The organism is Capnocytophaga genosp. AHN8471, from assembly GCF_016806945.1.
GTDB lineage: Bacteria > Bacteroidota > Bacteroidia > Flavobacteriales > Flavobacteriaceae > Capnocytophaga > Capnocytophaga periodontitidis.
Map to the genome: position 1 here is coordinate 114,823 of NZ_JAESPJ010000016.1, position 19,802 is coordinate 134,624.

The 19,802-nt window shown below is 41.0% G+C and carries 14 protein-coding genes; 11 read left to right on the top strand and 3 right to left on the bottom strand.

The genetic code is table 11. The annotated features are described in order from the left end of the window. Nucleotides 1-63 precede the first annotated feature (63 nt). The 7 genes from JMN12_RS07230 to JMN12_RS07260 all read left to right on the top strand — a co-directional run bounded on the left by JMN12_RS07230 (nucleotide 64) and on the right by JMN12_RS07260 (nucleotide 11,173). Entirely contained in the window at nucleotides 64-3,951 is a 3,888-nt protein-coding gene (locus tag JMN12_RS07230) for a DEAD/DEAH box helicase (RefSeq protein ID WP_203138294.1), read from the top strand. A 262-nt stretch (nucleotides 3,952-4,213) separates the two neighbouring features. Next, entirely contained in the window at nucleotides 4,214-4,789 is a 576-nt protein-coding gene (locus JMN12_RS07235) for a transposase (RefSeq protein ID WP_203084601.1), read from the top strand. Between the two features lie 153 nt (nucleotides 4,790-4,942). After that, a complete protein-coding gene (locus JMN12_RS07240) occupies nucleotides 4,943-5,338 on the top strand; it encodes a hypothetical protein (RefSeq protein ID WP_203084602.1) in 396 nt (131 codons plus the stop codon). Nucleotides 5,339-5,573: 235 nt separating this feature from the next. Beyond that, the gene (locus tag JMN12_RS07245) at nucleotides 5,574-6,098 is read left to right on the top strand and encodes a HEAT repeat domain-containing protein (protein ID WP_203084603.1); all 525 of its coding nucleotides are present in this window, start codon (nucleotides 5,574-5,576) and stop codon (nucleotides 6,096-6,098) included. Nucleotides 6,099-6,336: 238 nt separating this feature from the next. Then, nucleotides 6,337-7,701 carry a TlpA family protein disulfide reductase gene (locus tag JMN12_RS07250; RefSeq protein ID WP_203138295.1) on the top strand — a complete coding sequence of 455 codons (1,365 nt, stop codon included), beginning with the start codon at nucleotides 6,337-6,339 and terminating at the stop codon, nucleotides 7,699-7,701. Between the two features lie 166 nt (nucleotides 7,702-7,867). After that, entirely contained in the window at nucleotides 7,868-8,815 is a 948-nt protein-coding gene (locus JMN12_RS07255) for a hypothetical protein (RefSeq protein ID WP_203138296.1), read from the top strand. 84 nt (nucleotides 8,816-8,899) lie between these two features. Further along, a complete protein-coding gene (locus JMN12_RS07260; protein ID WP_203138297.1) occupies nucleotides 8,900-11,173 on the top strand; it encodes a hypothetical protein in 2,274 nt (757 codons plus the stop codon). A gap of 47 nt (nucleotides 11,174-11,220) precedes the next feature. Here the strand turns inward: JMN12_RS07260 and JMN12_RS07265 are convergent, their stop codons facing one another. Next, a complete protein-coding gene (locus JMN12_RS07265; RefSeq protein ID WP_088593202.1) occupies nucleotides 11,221-11,676 on the bottom strand; it encodes a PIN domain-containing protein in 456 nt (151 codons plus the stop codon). Beyond that, nucleotides 11,673-11,939 (bottom strand): glutaredoxin-2 domain protein, encoded by a 267-nt coding sequence (locus JMN12_RS07270; protein WP_203138298.1) that lies wholly within the window; start codon nucleotides 11,937-11,939, stop codon nucleotides 11,673-11,675. Before JMN12_RS07270 ends, JMN12_RS07265 begins: the two co-directional genes overlap by 4 nt. A 271-nt stretch (nucleotides 11,940-12,210) precedes the next feature. On the opposite strand from JMN12_RS07270, the gene JMN12_RS07275 reads away from it, so the two are divergent. Together JMN12_RS07275 and JMN12_RS07280 are read left to right on the top strand one after the other, a co-directional pair. Continuing rightward, nucleotides 12,211-13,062: a GyrI-like domain-containing protein gene (locus JMN12_RS07275; protein ID WP_203138299.1), complete on the top strand. Its 852-nt coding sequence runs from the start codon at nucleotides 12,211-12,213 to the stop codon at nucleotides 13,060-13,062. A gap of 39 nt (nucleotides 13,063-13,101) precedes the next feature. Then, entirely contained in the window at nucleotides 13,102-13,584 is a 483-nt protein-coding gene (locus JMN12_RS07280) for a hypothetical protein (protein WP_203138300.1), read from the top strand. A 171-nt stretch (nucleotides 13,585-13,755) separates the two neighbouring features. Here the strand turns inward: JMN12_RS07280 and JMN12_RS07285 are convergent, their stop codons facing one another. After that, nucleotides 13,756-14,526 (bottom strand): lipocalin family protein, encoded by a 771-nt coding sequence (locus JMN12_RS07285; protein ID WP_203138301.1) that lies wholly within the window; start codon nucleotides 14,524-14,526, stop codon nucleotides 13,756-13,758. A gap of 479 nt (nucleotides 14,527-15,005) precedes the next feature. On the opposite strand from JMN12_RS07285, the gene JMN12_RS07290 reads away from it, so the two are divergent. Continuing rightward, entirely contained in the window at nucleotides 15,006-18,044 is a 3,039-nt protein-coding gene (locus JMN12_RS07290) for a SusC/RagA family TonB-linked outer membrane protein (protein ID WP_203138302.1), read from the top strand. A gap of 232 nt (nucleotides 18,045-18,276) precedes the next feature. Next, nucleotides 18,277-19,761, top strand: coding sequence for a RagB/SusD family nutrient uptake outer membrane protein (locus tag JMN12_RS07295; RefSeq protein WP_203138304.1), 1,485 nt, complete (start codon nucleotides 18,277-18,279; stop codon nucleotides 19,759-19,761). The last annotated feature ends 41 nt before the right edge of the window (nucleotides 19,762-19,802 follow it).

The following is a 19,802-nucleotide window of genomic DNA, read 5'->3' on the forward strand; positions in this document are numbered from 1 at the left end:
GTAGCTCCTACAAAAAACGACCTGATAAAAGCTATCAATGCAAATAAAAAATAAACCCTTAAAATGAATCAAGAAATCTTCACCGCTCTACAAAACAAACTCAAAGTAGGCAACCGCCGCGGCGTGCACCTAAACGCTATTCCTGCTGCTTCGCGCTATAAATTTGATATTGCACGACTTTCGGCTATCTTCAAAAGCTTGCCCGAACGCTTTATCCTCGACCTCCTCACCCTGCGCAACCTCAACTTTTCGTTTTCTATTCACGATACCGAAAGTACTGATATAGACCGCCGTAGCACCTCTTCCGAGAGCCGCAACAACAGCTTTGAACGCAATCCCGCCCTCGAAAAACTCGTAGATAGCATCGAAAACCTGATGTTCCAAAGTGAGGTCATCACTTCCGAAAAAGGGGTGAACACACTGGGCTTTGGCTTCCCCATACTGTTGCGCCGCGATATGGGCGACGGACAGCTCACAGCAGCACCTATCCTAATTTGGTCGGTGAAGATAAAGCCTGCTACCCAAATGAATACGTGGGTGATAAGCCGCAATGAGGACGACCCTATCTACCTGAACGAGGTGCTCACCAACCACCTGCAAAACGATTCGGGCGTAAGCCTCAAACCTATCCCCGACGAGATGCTGGAAGACGGAAAAATCGATAAACCTGAACTGCACTCTCTTTGCTCGGATATCCTCAACCAACTGAAAGTTACCCAAAACTTGGATTTCCTGCTGAACAACTATACCGAGATTCTCCCTCTAAAAACCAAAGCGGAGTACGAAGAACTTTTGCCTAACAAAGGTGATGCCTTTATTGAAAAATGCGGTATCCTCTCCCTCTTTGAAGTCCAAAAGCAGAACATCATCAACGATTACGAATCGCTGAAAAAGGAATTTGTACCTTTGCAGGCAACAGCCAACGAACAATTCCAATCGCTGAGCGCTATTGAAACCGACCCCTCTCAACAGTCGATTTTGGAATCACTGAAAAGTCAGCAGAAAATACTTATTCAAGGTCCTCCAGGTACGGGCAAGAGCCAAACGCTCACGGCGATTCTCATTAATGCTTTGGAAAACAAACAGAAAACATTAGTAGTCTGCGAAAAGCAAACTGCCCTCGAAGTGCTCTACAACGCCTTGCAAAACAAAGGTTTGGGTAAGTATTGCACAATGATAAAAGATGCTATTGCCGATCGCAAGCTCATTGTAGACGCCGTGCGTAACCATATTGATAATGTCGAGTTTAAAAAAGAAACACCAGCCTTCCCCGAAAATCTCCTTGCCGAACAAGTGCAAGCAATGCGCAAAATCACAACGGATATCAATGCTATTCACCACAAACTCAACCAACCGCTCCTCAACCAACTGTCGTGGACAGATGTAATGGCGGAGCTAATGCGTTATGAAACTGATAGAGAAGAACTCGACCTCTCGGCTTTCTCTTTTCAATTTACCGATGAAGAATTCGCCTCTCTCGCACCCCTTTGGCAACAAGGTGAGGCGCTCTATCAGCGGTATGCGCCCTACGCTCAAAATCATCTGTTTAACCCCCAAAAACTCACCGCTACCAATCTGTTTAACACCCAGCAACAAGTAGCCGAAGCCTTCAAGCAATACGCACAACAGTGGGAGGTTATCCAGCAACAAATAGCCGTTTATAAAGCCTATTACTTGCACAAACGCAAAGAAGAATTTATACAGCAGCTGGATACCTTAGCGCAATACCGCAATGAGTATGAGCTGATTACCGCTACCCTCCCCCCTACTTCACAGGTGTATCAACCAGAGGTAACCAAAGGATTTTTCTATAAACTCTCAGCACTCTTTTCTGCCGAGAAAAAGCAGGTGCTGAAAACCCAAAAACGCTTGCAAGAACTCTGTACTGCGATTAAAGCACTCAGTTTGCACCGCAATTTTTCGTCGATTGCTATTTCGGATAACTTATTGCTCAACAAAACTGTTATTGCCGAGTACACTCCTGCTATTGCGCAAGCGCAAACCGATTTCGACAGCAAAGCCAATGCTGATTTTGCTGCCTTAGACCTGCTGAATTACTACGAACGCTCGTTTGTAAACGCCGATTTAGACAAGCTCATAAGCGAAGTAAAATCGCTTAAAAACCGTATAGAAGCTGATAGTTGGCTCGACACTGTCAATTTTGGCAATACCTTTGCCGAGTTTGAAGCCTTTATCACCCGCAGCTTGGCGACTTACAACAGCTATCAAGCCGACCCTGCACAGCCTTTGGTGGCTCAGTACGAGTGGTTTGCATTCTTTCAATCGCTTAACGATTTCCAAGAGCGCATCGTTTTATCACTTACCAAAGTAACGCATTGGGAAGCCTCCTTCCTCCACGCCTATTACACCTTGCTCTTGCAACGAAATGCCGATGATTCGTTAAACTTCAACGAGCAAAATTACACCGACTTTAAAAAGAAAATACACTACTTTGCCTCTACCCAAAAAGATTTTATCGAGGGCTACTGGAATACCCAACAACGCAAAGCTGTAAAAACGTTTGAAGAGACCAACAAAGAACTCACTGTGGCGAACCTCTACAACAAGCGCAAAAGTGAAAAACACAACCGACTTACTTTGAGACAAATAGCGATGAAAGACACCGACCTCTTTACGAGTTTCTTCCCTATTATCCTCACCACCCCCGATGCTTGTTGCAATCTATTTGAGGGCAAGAATTTCTATTTCGACAATGTGGTGTTTGACGAGGCGAGTCAGCTGAAACTCGAAGACAACTTGCCGGCTATGCTCAAAGGCAAGACGATTATCATTGCAGGTGATGAACACCAAATGCCACCGTCTAACTACTTTAGCAAAGTATTCGACGGTAGTGCTGAAGATGAGGACGACAACGAGGAAGAAGACGAGGTGCTCACCTACAAAAACGCAATGCTGAACATAGAGTCGCTCTTGGATTACGCTTTGGAGTACCAATTCAGTAAGAACCATTTAGATTTTCACTATCGTTCTAAACACCCTTATCTGATTGATTTTTCTAACCACGCTTTCTACAACGCCCGATTGCGTCCGCTACCCAGCACCGAAAGTCGTATCCCTATCCATTTCACTCAGGTAAATGGCACTTTTGATGAGCATATCAACCGTGAGGAAGCCGCCGAAGTATTGCGTATCCTCTCACAAATAGAGCCTCGTGCCGACGGTAGTTACCCATCGGTGGGGATTGCGACCTTCAATATCACCCAGCGCAACTACATACGCAAACAGATACTCCAAAAGCAAAATGACCCTACCCAAACAGCTTTCCGCGAGAAAATCAACGCCTTAGAACAAGCAGGACTCTTTATCAAGAACTTGGAAAACATACAAGGTGACGAGCGCGATATCATCATCTTATCGGTAACTTATGGCAAGAAGAAAGGGGGCAAGTTCGTACAGAGTTTTGGTCCGCTGAACTTCTCCAAAGGCTACAAACTGCTAAACGTGATTATCACCCGCGCCAAGGAACAGATATACGTGTGTAACTCTATCCCCGAAGAATTGTTAGCCACCTATAAAGAGGCTTTAGCGCAAGAAGGCGCTAACAACCGCCGCGCTGTGCTCTACGCCTACCTCGCCTACGCCCGTGCCGTAAGCGACGGCAATGATGCTATTCGCCGTGAAATCCTATCAGAACTCGACCTCTACGGACACAAACACACCGATATCGACCAACAAAGTAAAAGTGCTTTCAAAGAACAAACCTACCGTCAGCTTAAAGAAAAATATCCCGACCAACGTATTACAATGGACTACGAGTTTGGGGGTTATACTATCGATATTTTGTTAGAGCCCAAAGAAGGCAAGCCCGTAGCTGTAGAATGCCTCAGCAAACCTCTTTACAACAACGATTTAGCCTATTTAGAAGACCTGCACAAGGAAAAAATATTACTCAACGCCGGCTTTGACTACAAAAGGAAATGGGCGAAATGATAATGACGAGGAACGAGAGACGAATGACGAGAGACGAATGACGAGGAACGAGAGGTATTTCATTGTGTAGGGGCGTTTTGCAAACGCCCTAACAATAACAAACACACAAACAATAACAATGTCCACTCACAATAGGGCGTATACCATACGCCCCTACAATGCATAACACAAAAAAGACTGAATGTTACATCTCTTTTACATCTCGTTGTGTAGGGGCGTTTTGCAAACGCCCAAATAGCAACAAACGCATTATTTTTAAAATATGATAAAATTTGATCCTTTTATTCATCACAGACATAGTACTCGCCTAAACAACTATGACTATTCTCAACAAGGGTTGTACTTTATAACCATTTGTTGTAAAGATGGTTTTTCTTTTTTTGGAGAAATAAAAGAAGGAGAAATATATCTTAGTAAAATTGGTGAAATCGCTTATAATGAATGGCTAAAAACTGAACTTATACGAGATAATATCAAACTTTATTCTTTTGTAATTATGCCTAACCATTTCCACGCTATTGTAGAAATTCTTTATCAAAACACAACTTATACAAACAAAAATACTTTTGGTAGCCCTTCAAACACTATTGGTAGTATTGTAAGAGGTTACAAAGGAGCAACATCTCACTTAGTAAATGATAATAATTTATGGGAAAACCTACCTAATTTAGAATTATATAAGAGTTCTAATTCTTCTGTTTTTACAGAAAAAACTCCAACACTTTGGCAGCGTAATTATCACGATCATATCATAAGAAATTACGATTCATTTAAGAAGATAACTGATTACATCATTAATAATCCTAAAAATTGGGATAAAGATTGTTTTTATCGATAATAACATCTCCCCCGATACTTGTTCCTATTACAACAAGAGTTTGTATACATTCACGTAGGGACAAAGTTCAAAAAAAGGTAATGTATCAAATATATCCTTAACACCCCAACAACCTAATTGACAAACAGCACGAGCGACACGCAAAAAGAGAAAATGGAAAACAAAATAAATAAAATAATAAATATTTTATACTATTTTTTAGTATTTATAGTGATTGTTACTACTATAATAATCATTGTAAATGGAAGTTCGCTTGACTTTTTTTGGTACTTATCAAAAGAATGTCACACAAACAACAATTCTTTAGTTTGTGGATATTGGTTCTATTATACCTTTGGATATTTAAGCATAGCACTTTCTTTTGTAATCAATAAAGAAGGGGTTCCCCCAATCATTGATCATATTCTTTTTAGTATAGGAGCTCTTGTTGCTGGCTGTTTGTGGTGGGGTATATGTTTTCTGCTTAAAAAAGGACTACAAAAAGGTTCAATTTTAATACTAACTCTCATTGAAAAGTGGCGAAATGCGCATTCTAACAGAAGAAAATAATAAATCAACGTCAGTTTGATATAACAGAACATTGATTTACAACTTTGTATCATAATATATTTACAAAAAAACTCACCGTTAGGTGAAAATTCGTGTTTTACATACCCAGCTACGCCAACTCGCTGGTTTTGTGGGAGATTTAAAATATTTCGCTGATTGTTAAATGAATACTTACGTCGAACTCACGTTATCTTAGAGTTTAGGTTTGTAAAAGAAATTAAAAAATACGAGAAATATGGAAACTGTTGATATTATAAATAATATAATGGATAAATATTATTTTACAGAAGAAATAAAAGATGATGAAGAATTGAAAGCTATTCTAAAAAAAGAAATTGATAAATCATCATTTAATAATGCAATATATACATTAATAGAAAAAAAGGACTTAGAAACAGTACAAAATGTTATCCTAACGGGGTGGTTTTTAAATTGTTTTAATCCCTCTAACGAAGAACCTTTAAGGAGATTGCTTTTATTGAATTTTCATAATTCCCACGAAGATATTGTTGATTTATTTCAAACAATGTGGAATAATAGTACCAAAAATATACCTATTCTATTAAAAGCAATAGATAATATCCCTAAGTATTTAGAAGACAATGATTTCAAATATCCTTATATACGAAAAATCATCTACGCTATAGGAGCTCAACCACAGCCTGAGAGTCTTTTAGCATTAGAAAAATTAGCAGCTGAAACTAATGATACCGAAATAAAGGAATTAGCTTTGCACCAATTAGAAAAAAGGAAGGAATAGATAATTAGAGGTAGACTATTGTATTTCTTGTTAAAGGGTTATTATTTGTTTTTGTTTAAACAGCTTTAATATATAGAAACATTGAAAGTTAGTTAGATATGGGGTAATGTATCAAATACCTTGTTGAATTCTAAGCAGTACAATAACCTAATTGACAAACAACACGAGCAACACAAAACGCACCTATGCGAGATGCAAGCCGTTTTTGATAAACACTAATAAAATACAAATAAACAATATGAAAAAAATCATTACAACCCTAACAACGCTTGTTTTATTAGCTCCTTGTGGCGCCCAATCTCTCCAAAAAGGAAAGGATTATGGGGTAATCTCTGGAAAATTAGACTTCTCTACACCTAATCAAAAGATGCGACTTATTCATAACGATAAACTCTTTAAGGAGATTGCTGTTGGCAATGATGGTTCTTTCCGAGATACCATACCCGTTATAAGCAATGATCATACCTACTATCTTGAGGATCCTATATCGCTTTCTTTGTATATAGATAACAAAACCAATATAGAGATTTTTATGAGTATGCAGCCTCTTAAGATAACCGTATCAGGAGCGCAAGCCGAGCAAACTCAGTATTTCATAGAAAGGGATCACTTCTTTAAAGAAAAAATATCCGATGTGTATAACACCCTCTTCCTACAAGAACCTCAGGAGTTTAAAAAAAACATTAGGGCGCTATTAGGCGAATTGAAAACAAAATTAGAAAGCTATAATTTTGACAATGAATTCCTCAAAAACCAACAAAATTGGATTGACTACAACTATGTATATGCTTTGATAAAATATCCTGATATATATAAATTCTTCATCCGTAAGGAAGTGGAACTCCCCAAAGATTTCTATGCCGAAAGAGATGCGATAGACTTTGATAATGCACAAGAATTTGAGCGCAATGAAGTCTATAGAACTTTGGTGAAAATCAAATACTTTGAACAAATAGGTGAAAACCCCAACAATCCCGAGCGAATAGATAATTTCATAAAGCTAATAAGCACTCTCAAATCGGATAATATTCGTGCTTATTTTGCGGAAAACTTGGTACTCTTGATAAAACCTGGCAATACTGAAAATAAGAAAATACTGAACTTTATACTCCACAATGTAAAAGATAAAAAAGTAATACAAGATGCTAAAGAAGCTTATCACAAAACGCTGAAATTAGCTCCTGGAAAACGGGCTCCGCTATTCACCAACTATGAAAATGCTCAAGGAGGGACAACTTCTCTTACAGATCTCAAAGGGAAACGCTTGTATGTGAGTATATGGACTACTTGGTGCCTCCCCTGTAAAACAAAACTTGCTGACCTTAGGGTTTTACAGGAAAAACTCAAAGGAGAAAACATTGAGTTTGTAAGTATCGCTATAGACAACGATAAGCAAGAGTGGCGAGAAATGGTAAAGAAAAGAGAATACAAAGGGGTGCAACTCATTGCCGATAAAGCCTCTGAATCTCAATTTATTAAAGAATGTGACATCACACAAATCCCTACTTTTCTCATTATAGATGAGAAAGGAAGAATTGTAAGTCTCAATGCGCCCCAGCCTTCCGACCCTGATATAGAGAAAGTATTAAAAGGTAAAAAGTAACAGGTTGATGCGTCGCTACATTTTGTGTCGCTACACTTTGATTGTCAACAGATTTTGTAGTATGTTATGTAGGGGCGTTTTGCAAACGCCCACATAAATAAAACTTTTCGGACGCCCCCCTAAAAACAAGCCTAATTATTCGCAATCTATTTTTATTAATCTTATAATGAAATACCTCTTTCTAACACTATTACCCCTTTTTGCCTTTGGTCAAACCGATTCTATACCTATTGCGCCTCCTCCTCCCCCTCCTATGCGGATAAGAGTGATAAGCGACATCGTTCGAGACCAAGAAAAACTATTAGTTGTGCTCTCTCAACCTAACGACAAGAAAAGGTCTAAACATTACGACGATTACTGGAACGACTATATAGAATCACACCCTAACGACCAAGATTTAGAAGGCAAAAAACCTATTTACTACTACTTTTTTTACTTAGTAGATGAAATTGACGACGCTCAATGGCTCAAAAAAAATGGCATTCCTACTGATAAAAACGTGTATGCTGTATGTGATTATGATGGTGACGTAATGTATTATAAAGAAGCTACTATACCCGAAATGCATCGCAAAAAATTGTTCTATGACGATACTGAAGCTGAGGTGCGCACTACTGCCACTGCTCGTCTCATCGACAAAGTGCTTACCAACCCCCAAGCTCCTATAGAAGATGTAGAAAACGCTTTTCACAAAATGGTGACCAACAACTATGATTTACAACTACAAAAGGTAGAAAATTACACCTTAAAGCTAACCCCTAAACAACTGCGCTGGCAGTGGAAACGCTTAGTGGATACTCATTATCGCGATAGAAAAATAAATGAGGAGTATACCCGTTTACTCATACGCAACTACACTACATTCTACAACCAGAATTTCCTGCAAATTATCTTTCACACCGAATACATCCCTGATGCTACCGACCTAAAGGCTATGGCTTACTTTATCAAATTCTATGAAGAAGCTGTAAAAATTCCTGATGCTGAGAGACTATTTCTCTATAGATATGATCTCTATGAATTCTTTCAAAAACTCACCACAGCCCATCGCGAGTTACTCCCCGATATAGAGATTGTTACCGCCGAAGCCAAAAGAAAAGGAATTATAGATTAATCCTTCCTTTTTTACAATATACTAAATGCTCTGGCTCACTTTTTGCTGCTAAGCCCTAAAGACTAAATTAACTAATATCTAAAAATGAAAGTACTCCCCTTATTAGCGCTCTTGCCGCTCTCTTTGGCTGCGCAAACCCCCATTCCTTCAGGAAATTATAAAGCCAACTCTCTTGGCAATGCTTTAGAATTGAGATTCCTCCCCAACGGCACTTACGAACTCATTGCTACCTCGGGTGAGTACGTTCTCAAAGATAAAAAAATACTTTTTCAACCTCAAACCTCTTCTTTTGTTGTTGAGAAAAAACAAGGCGACAGTCAGCAATTGCAAATCACCCTCAAAACACCGCCTCGCACAGGTGCCGATCCGCGTTATCTCTACATAGGGTATGAAAATGCTAAAGGAGAAGTGGAGTACGTATGCGTTTATAACAAAATCGATTCTTTAGAGAATATTGAAGAAAAAAAGGATAGCAATGGCGAAACTTACTATGTGCTCGAAAGTTTTGAAGTGCCCCGCACTGCTAATCTCTACTTAGTTGATGCTCACCAAGCTGCCTACAGCAAAAACAAGGAAGTAAACATCCAAAAATTCCCTATTGGCAAAGATACAAATGCTGTGGAAATCGCTGTTTTAGCAGGTGGTAATTCCTTCAACCTCAACGGGGTTTACAATCCCGACAAACAAACTATTTCGGTTTCGGAAGGCAATAGCAGCAATGCCATTGTCTTTAGCAAACCAAACGACAAACCCAATCCTAACCAAGTACCTGTCGCTTCTAAAGAAAACGTAAGTCAATGGGCTCACTTCATCGACTTTGAAAAAGAACGCGATATCCCTCGATACGACCCCGATAAAAAAGCCAAAGAAAAAGCCAAAGCCGTAGTTTCGGTGCCTAAAAACCTCAATGCTGCCCTCGCTTCAGCCGATAAACAAAGTCGTTTAGTGGTAGTGTTCCAGCAACCTGATAACTCAAAAGCAAAAGCTGAATTTGATGATTTCTTCGCTAAATACAAAGACGAAGGTAGCGTGAGCTATAACGACGATGATGACGATAACAGTCCGCTTTATCCTTACGAGTTCTATTTGGCTACTGCCAAAGACCTCAAAACCCTCAAAGCCAAAGGAGTTCCTGCAGGTAACCAAGTAGTTTTGTTAGACGTTGCAGGTAATGTGCTCTATTCACAACCCGCAACCATCAGGGAGGTTGCCAGTGATGAGCTCTTTACTTCTAACGAAAATGTAGCCCGTTTCAGCACTATTGCAATGGCACGCGCGCTCGATAAAGCCTTGAGTAACCCTAAACTACCCGTAAAAGAACTGCAAAACATTTTCACCACTTTCCTAAAAAAGGACAGTCAGCGTGTGTATTTATTAGCAAAGAATCGTCCGGAACAAAAAACCGGCGACAGCAATGAGGAAGAAGCTTTTGACTATATTGCGCAAGAAGCCGAAGATTATTTCTCTAATCTCAAGAATCCCAAAGGTATTTACCAAATGCAACTCACCCCAGAGCAGGCAATCGCCCAATGGGAACGCGTGGTAAACGCTCATAAAAAGGACAGCAAACTCGACCCTGAGTACGCTTTCTTGCTCTCTCTCAACAATGCCGAAAGCAACTATTACTATCGTATTTTCAACGCTGAAAAACCCGCAACTACTGCCGATATAGATGCCGTTGCTTATTTGGTGAAATTCGCCGATGAAATCAAAGCCTACAACAAAAAAATTGAAGGTAACGACGACAACTATATGGGCTATAACGAACGTTTGAAAAAAGGAATCATAGAAGTGCGTTATGGTGAGCTCTCTAACCAACTCGACCGTATCGTTTTCAACGACAAAAAACTCTTTGAAGCCGTAAAAACTGTTTATAAAGAAGGTTTGAAAAAGAAACTCTTCTCTGATGACAACTACATCGATTTTCTCTATGAAAACAATGTAGATGAGGCTGCAGCTTACTTCAGTGAATACTACAAAAATCTATTGCAAAAGGATAGCAATCTCATCGTTGCATTAGACAAGGCTTTCTCCGAAGGCGATGATGAGAACAGTTGGAAATACTACAAAATGCGTTTTGCAAATCGCGCCAATAACATTGCTTGGAAAGTGTTTGAAGAGCACAAGCAAAACCCCGATAAATTGAATGAAGCTTTCCAATGGTCGAGTTCGGCAGTACAATTAGAACCCGAAAATTCTTTTTATTTAGACACTTTTGCCCACCTTTTGTACGCACGTGGTGAAAAGCAAAAAGCCTTAGAAATAGAAGAAAAAGCCGTTAAAAATCTCCCTGTTGGCGACGATGAAAAATCAGAGATTCAAACCAATTTTGAAAAAATGAAGAAAGGAGAGATTTAGGGGGGCAGTCACTACACTTTGTCAAAGTCCAAGGACTTTGACAAAGTCTATAAAATACTTTCTTTTTTGTGATAAACTTTTGTTTTAAGCTCTTGGGTTGTTATACATATATCATAACCTTCTTCTTTTAATCCATTCAAAAGTTTGAAATCACAAGTCCAGATTTTATGGCCTTTTTCCAAATGAAGTGCAACAAAAGGATAATCGTCAGGGTCTATGCTTTTGACTATATTTTTAGCTTTATCTATATATACTCTTGGAATATCTTTTACTTTGAAGAAAATAATATTTTGTATAAATCTTTTGAGAAGGACATTAGCTTGCCTTTTGGTCAAATGATTATCTTTCATAATTTCAGGTAAATGTTCATTAACCTCATCTAAAAGGTAATCAGGGGCAATAAATTGAATTGTTTTCTTTTTATCACTCAAAATGGTAGCTATAACTCCTTCTGGTTTATAGAAACAGCTATAAATAATGTTGGTATCCGAAATAACTATCATATAGCTTGTTTTTCTTCCATTTTAGCAAGTTCTTCATCCCAACGACGTGCAATGTTTTTATTAGATTCTTTTGACATTGCCATAATTTTATCGCGGTATTTGATAGGAATACCATATTCATCTTCTTCGAGTTCTTCAGTAGCAATTGCTTCTTTTTTAGTTTCCTTTATCTTGGTAACTTTAACAAAATCAAGAGTTTTTGCGTACTTTATAAAACTCATAGCCATTGGGCTATTATCGTTAATGGTTATAGTATAAGTCATAATAATTCAATTGACAATTAATAGTTTATAAGCCTCAAAAATTGCGCCAAATTAGGCGTTAGGTCTCAGGGGTTAGGTTTCAGGGGTTAGGAATTACAGGATACTTTTGACAGCCTTGTTTGCCTCCTATCTGACTTGTCCGAGTCGTCTGACTTGTCTGACCTTGTCCAACTTATATTGTAATAACAAACAACAAACAATAAAGCAATATAGGAAAAGTCCCCTTGAGAAAACTGCTGTATCTTTGCCCCAGAAATTCAAATCACACCCTATGAAATCCATCACTCATAACGATTACACCCAGCGCATCAACAAAGTGGCGGAATACATCAACCGTCATCTCGATGAGCCCATCGAACTGAAAACATTAGCCGATATAGCCCACTTGTCGCACTTTCACTTTTGTAGGATTTTCAAAGTGCTGAAAGGTGAATCGCCTATCGCTTTTATCGCTCGTTTGCGCATAGAAACCGCTGCCCAACTGCTGCGCTACTCTACCGTTCCTATAGAGCAAATAGCTTTCAATATAGGCTATGAAACCCCTGCATCGCTCTCCAAAGCCTTTAAAAACCAATATGGTATTACCCCTACCGAGTACAGAACTAATAAAGATATCTACATTATGAAAAAAGAAATCATCAACCCCGATTTGGCTCTCAAAGCTCCTAAAATAATGGAACTCGAGCCTAAAAACCTCATCTATGTAGCCCTTACCGGCGGATATGGCTCTTTAGACTACGGCAAAGCCTACGAACAACTATGGGCTGTTGTAAAATCGCAAAAGCTATTTACCAAAGGCATCGAGTCGATATGTGTATCGTACGACGACCCTAAAATTACCGAAGCCTCTCTGCAACGCTCGGATATAGGTTTGGCTATTCACAAACCTGCGCTCCCCGAAGGAAATGTGAGTTGCAAAACCTTAGCTGGAGGCAAGTATGCCGTCTTTTTCTATCAAGGCAGTTACAGTCAGCTTTCTGCCGTTTGCGATGCTGCAATGCGTTGGGTAGTAGAAAGTGAATACGAACTGCGCGATGAGCCTATGTTCGAGAAATACCTCAACGACGCTCGCCGCACCCCCGAAGAAAAACTAAAAACAGAAATCTATATTCCCATTAATTAACGAATTTGCTAATTCTCTAATTTACTAATTTTTAACATTATGCTTCTTACAAAAACTGAAAAAACCGCAGGGATTGTTTTGGCAATCCTCTTATTATTGCTCACACTTTCAGGGAGTGGTTATTTCTTCTTCACTTTGAAAGTAAACTTTGTGCAATGGCTTGCTTACAACGCTTGCTCCCCCAGCAGCTTAGTGTATTTAGCTTGTTTTATCGCCTTTTGGCTCACCAAAAAGAGCTTTTGGCTACCCCTTGCCTTCCTGCCGATGTACTATTTCGGCACTATGGGACTCTTCACATTCACGTGGAGTGGTGCCAATATCTTTGCCCAACTGTCGCATATCACAATGACGCTCAACTTGCTATGGGCAGGCTACACCCTTTATCGCAGCGGTGATTACAAAGGTTTTGCACAAGGTTCGTTGTGGAGTATATTATTATTTGTGCCTTACATCGCTTTTGTGATGTACTACTGCCGCACCCACGCCGAGGAAATTAGTAACTTGCTACAAATGACACCTTAAAAATGCTATCGGTTTTATTAGACCTTTCTGTTCATCATCAGACTCCTCAGACTTGTCAGAGTCGTCGGATAACTCTGATAAAACCGACTTTATTCAAAAGTAAAAAAATCCCTTGCAGTTTTACACTGCAAGGGATTTTTTTTAAAGTAAAGTAACTATTTCATTAATTGATTACTGTTTTTGGAAGAACATTGTAGTTCCTCCAAGGCTAAGCGTAAGTGCTCGGTTGTTGTTGCTAAAGCTAAAAGGGATAGGTACTTTTTGTCCGTTAGAAACGTTGTAATATTTGCCTCCTTCTTTTACATAGTCGTAGCTTTTCACTTCTCCAGCTTGACATTGTGTATTGTTCTCAGGCAGGGTATAGTAGAGCGAAAAGCCTATAGAGCTTGCTACTATACTACCTGTAAAACAAGCAGGAGTACCCGCAGGATAAGTAGTACCTCCTGCTTCTATTTTGGTAAGTTTCCAATAACCTACCAAAGGGTCGAGATAACTATAGTCTACTCCTTTTTTGTGAAAGATTTGTATTGCATCATAACCTCCTGATTTATGATAGATGATTAGCTCTTTACCTTTCATTTCATATTTGACAGAAGATTTAGCACCTATCCTTTCATTAGGAGAGTCCTCGGCTACAGTCACATTTATAACCCCATTATTAATCGTGTAATTGTAATATATAGGAGTGTATTTGCAGTCTGAACCTTCTAAATGATACCATTCGTTCTTTATTTTTTTATCGGAAATAGACCAATAAGTTTGTAGGGAACAATTATCAGGAGTTATCCATCGCAATCCTTTACCATTGAGGTTATCATAAAAGGTATAAAGATACCAATCCCCATTGATCGAAGTGCTACCTCCGCCGTTGTCGTCGTCTTTCCCGCAAGAGGAAACAAATAATGCTGTGGCAACTAATGCCGAAAAAATGAGTTTTTTCATATAATATTTGTATTATCCTCTCTCCCGTTCCCTCTCTCCCAAGAAGAGAGGGGCAATCTGGTTAAGAGGGGGTTAAAAAATAATGTTTAATGTTGTTTATAATTTACTATCAGACAAGTCAGATTCCTGACACCTGACACCTGAAACCTGCCCCCTGACACCTAACATTGGGGCAAAAGTAACAAAAAATATCTTTATATCCTATTTTTTTAACTTATTTTATATTTCGTCTCTCGTCGTTCGTCATTCGTCATTCGTAACTCGTCTCTCGTCATTCGTAACTCGTCATTTCCTTACATTCTTTCTATATTTTTCGCTCTTGTTTTCTTTTTATTCTGTTGTTTATCAAACTGCTACATTTTTAGTTATCTATATTTTCACTATCCAGTGTTTTAGTATATCTTTAACGTTTTATCTTTGCGGCAGAATTAGGTATTAGGTGTCAGCTCTTACCTCTTACCTCTTAACTTTTAACTAAAATGAAAGGAAAACAAAGAACTTTATTAAACAGTATTGGCAAGCTCACCTTGCTACTACTTTTTAGCTTGCTTTCTACCGCCCTTTCTGCCCAAAACAAAAAGATTAGCGGAAAGGTAATCGATGAAAAACACCAGCCCGTGCTGGGGGCATCGGTGGTGGTGAAAGGTACTACTAAGGGTACTACTACCGATTTCGATGGGAATTTCACGATAGATGTACCTGCTAAAGCCACGCTATCGGTTTCGTTTATAGGGTATCACACCCAAAATGTAGCGGTAGGCAACCAAAACCAACTCACTATCGTGCTCAAAGAAGAACAAGAGCAGTTAGACGAGGTAGTGGTGGTAGGCTATGGTACTGTCCGCAAGAAAGACCTTACGGGGGCGGTTACTTCGGTGTCTAACAAAGCCCTCAAAGAGAAACCTATTGCCAACGCTGGGGAAGCACTCCAAGGGCGTGCTGCTGGGGTGCAAGTAACCTCGGCGGGAAAACCTGGTGACAACGTGTCGTTTCGCATTCGCGGTATCAGTACAATTAACAACAGCGAACCGCTACTGGTTATCGATGGGGTACCTACCGACCTCGGTATCAACGCGCTCAACGTAGATGATATAGAAAATATCGACGTGCTAAAAGATGCTTCGGCAACTGCCATTTACGGCTCTCGCGGTGCTAATGGGGTGGTGCTCATCTCTACCAAAAAAGGGAAAAATGGCGACGGCAAACTGTCGTTCAGCACCAATGTAGCCCTTCAACAAGCTACCAACTTACCCGTGATGCTCAACGCCCGCGAGTTTGCTTCTTTTCACAACGAAATGATTGCCAACTACAACCGCACCCCTGGGGTAAGTCCGCTTACACAACGCCCTGATTTTGCCAATCCTGAGGACTGGGGGGAAGGCACCAACTGGCTCAAAGCGCTCTTCCGTCCTGCTTTTATGCGCAACTATTCGCTTTCATACTCAGGCGGTAACGACAAGAGCAATTACTACGTATCAGCTGGGGTGTTCGACCAAGATGGGATTATCCTCAACACTTCTTACCGCCGTTATACAGTGCAATTCAACGGCGAGTCGCGCGTAAAACCGTGGATTAAGTTTGGCAACAACCTCACCCTCAGCCACGACGAAAAGAAATCGGGCGACTACAACATCCGTATGGCGATGGCTTCTTTGCCTACACAACCTATTTATAATGAAGACGGTAGCTACTCAGGCCCGGATTCGCCAGCTCATCAGTACAGCGATATCCGCAATGTGATTGGTACTGCCCTTATCAACGGACAAAACACTACCAAAGGCTATAACATTTTGGGGAATATCTTTGCCGAGATTACTCCTGTAAAACATTTGGTATTCAAAACCACTGGGGGGCTTGATTTTAAATATTGGGACAACCGCAGTTTCTCCCCTAAATACAACTGGAAACCAATACCTAATCCGCTCTCTAACCTCTACCAAGATGCTAACAAGAGCACTACCCTCCTCTGGGATAACACACTCACTTATACCAATACTTTTGCCCAAAAGCACTTCCTCAATGTAATGGTGGGCACCAGTGCGCAAAACAACGTGTATAGCAAAATCAACGCGAGTGTGAGCAACTTCTTGAGCGACCAGCAAAACCAACTCAGCAAAGGCTTGGAAAACCCTACGGTAGGTGGCACAATGAACGATTGGGCTATCCTCTCCTTTATCGGGCGACTCAACTATACCTATGCCGATAAGTACTTGCTCACTGCTACCGTGCGTCGCGATGGTTCTTCGCGTTTCTCCAAAGAAAACCGCTGGGGTACTTTCCCTTCTTTCTCTTTGGCGTGGCGCGCATCGAATGAGTCTTTTTTCCCTAAAAACAACTATGTAAACGATGTGAAATTGCGTGTGGGTTACGGTATGACTGGTAACCAAGGCGGTATCGATAACTATGCTTATTTCACCAAATTGCGCACAGGGCAATATGTGTTCAACAACAATTTGGTTTCTACTCTTTATCCTCACGTGATGCCTAACCCTAATGTGAAATGGGAAACCGTAGAGCAATTCAACGGGGGTATTGACCTCGCGCTACTCAAAAACCGCTTGAACCTCACTTTTGATGCCTATATCAAAAACACCAGTGATATGTTGGTGCCAATGGCGGTATCAGTAAGCTCTGGCTATTCGGATATTGCGGTGCCGAGTATCAACGCTGGTAAAGTAGAAAACAAAGGGGTAGAGCTCACAGTGTCATCAGTGAATGTGAATAAAAAGGACTTCCAATGGAATACTGATGTAAACGTATCGTTCAACCGCAACAAAATCGTGAAGATGAACGACGGTGTGCCTTTGTTCACTGGTTTTGAGGCGTTCCTCACCAAATTGCAAATCCTCTCCGAGGGTCACCCTGTAAACGCTTTCTATGGCTATGTAATGAACGGACTTTTCCAAAACCAAGCTGAGGTAGATAACTATGCTACTCAAGTGGAAAACGGTACCGCCCCTGGTGATGTGAAGTTCCGCGACCTCAACAACGACGGGGTTATCAATGCCGAAGACCGTACTTATATCGGTAATCCGTTCCCTGAATGGACGTTCTCTATGAACAACAATTTCAACTACAAAAACATCGATTTACAGATATTTTTACAAGGCGTAGCAGGCAACGATATCTACAATGCCAACCGTATATGGCAAGAGGGAATGTCGGTGCCACAAAACCAAATTGCCAAAGTAAAAGACCGTTGGACTGGCGAGGGCACTAGCAATAGCATTCCGCGTGCTATCTATGGCGACCCTAACCAAAATGCGCGTCACTCTACCCGCTTTGTAGAAGATGGTTCGTATTTGCGCATCAAAAACGTAACTTTGGGGTATACACTTCCTAAAGAGGTTACTCAAAAATTCCACACCGATATGTTGCGCGTATATCTGTCTTGCCAAAACCTCTATACTTTCACCAAATACAGCGGTATGGATCCCGAAGTAGGCACTGGTGGCGTTGATAGCGGTACTTACCCTGTAACCCGCACAGTTAGCTTTGGATTAAACGTGCAGTTTTAATAGCCCCCGTTCCCCCGAAGGGGGACAATCTGAAGAAGTGAGTATTTAATTCTTACTTGTTATCTTTGGAGATTGTTTCCTTCTCTTTAAAAAGTCCGCAAAAGCGGAGTATATGGAAACGGGTGAAGACAATAAAAACACAATTATAAACAAAAAAAATTACCCCTATGCAGCCTTAGTGGCTTGCCCCCTTCCCTTCGGGGAGGGGGAACGGGGGAGAGGAATTAATATTATGAAAAAGATATTATACATCACGCTATTGGCATTTCCGTTCTTCACGGCTTGTTCTAAGTTTTTAGACAAGACCCCTTACGAAGATTCAAGTGCTGAAAACATAAGCGATGCGGCATCGGCAATTGCCCTTACCAATTCGGCTTATAAACCCTTGCAACGCTCTAACCTCTACAATATGCGCCTCTGGACGCTCGACATCGTAGCAGGTAACAGCATCGTAGGTGCTGGAGGTGGTAACGACGGACTCGAAACTATCACTCTTTCCAACTTCAACGCAACTGCCGATAACCCTTTGGCGCTCGAAATATGGCGCGGTTGTAACCCTGGTATTCTCTATTGCAATACGGCTCTAAAAGCTTTGCCTTCTGCCAATATCCCTGAGGATATCAAAAACCGCTGTATCGGTGAAGCCAAATTCCTCCGCGCGCACTACTATTTCCTTTTGGTGCAACTCTTTGGAGATGTGCCTCTTCAGCTCGACCCTAAAGAGAGTTTGACTAACAAAACGCCTTTCCGCCAAAGCAAGATGAAGATATACAACGAGGTGATTATCCCCGACCTCAGAGAGGCTTTCAACCTATTGCCTACACGCGAGCAATATAGCAATGCTGATAAAGGTCGCGCAACCAAAGGGGCTGCTGCGGGTATGCTCGCCAAAGTATACCTCACTTTGGGCAGATATAGCGAAGCTCTTGAAATGTGCAACGCTGTCGAAAACCTCGGCTATACCCTCAATCCTGATTATTCCGATTGTTTTGGCGCTGCCGAACGCAACAAAAACACTGCCGAGTCCATCTTTGAAATTCAGTATTACGGACTTACCAAAGACGATTTCTGGGGCGAAGAAAACCAAGCCTCTTGGCTCAGTACTTTTATGGGTCCCCGCAACAGCGGTTGGGTAGGGGGTGCTTATGGGTGGAATCAGCCTACACAGGAGTTTGTAGACCAATACGAGGCTGGCGACCTCCGCAAGGATAAGACGATTCTCTATGAGGGTTGTCCTAATTTTGAGGGGAATGCGTACCGCGCTTCAATGTCTAACACGGGCTACAACGTGCGCAAGTTTTTAGTGCCATTAAGTCAGTCGCCTGATTTCAATACCAACCCTGCCAACTTTGTAGCGCTCCGCTTTGCCGATGTACTCCTAATGAAAGCGGAAGCCCTCAACGAATTAGGTCGCACCACCGAAGCCGAAGTGCCTTTGTACAAAGTGCGCACCCGCGCTGGGCTTACCCATCGCGCCGATATAGAGAACCTCACTCAAGCGCAAATGCGTGAGAAAATACGCCACGAACGCCGTATAGAACTCGCTTTTGAAGGGCATCGCTGGTTTGATATGATTCGCTGGGACAATGGTCAGTATGCACTCAATTTCTTGCACTCTATAGGTAAAACCAACGCCCGCGAGAAACACCTGCTCTTGCCCGTCCCTCAAAAAGACCGCGACGCCAACCCCAACCTCACCCAAAACCCTGGTTGGTAAGTGCGAGCCGCACGGGCAGTATAGCCCCCGTCCCCCCGAAG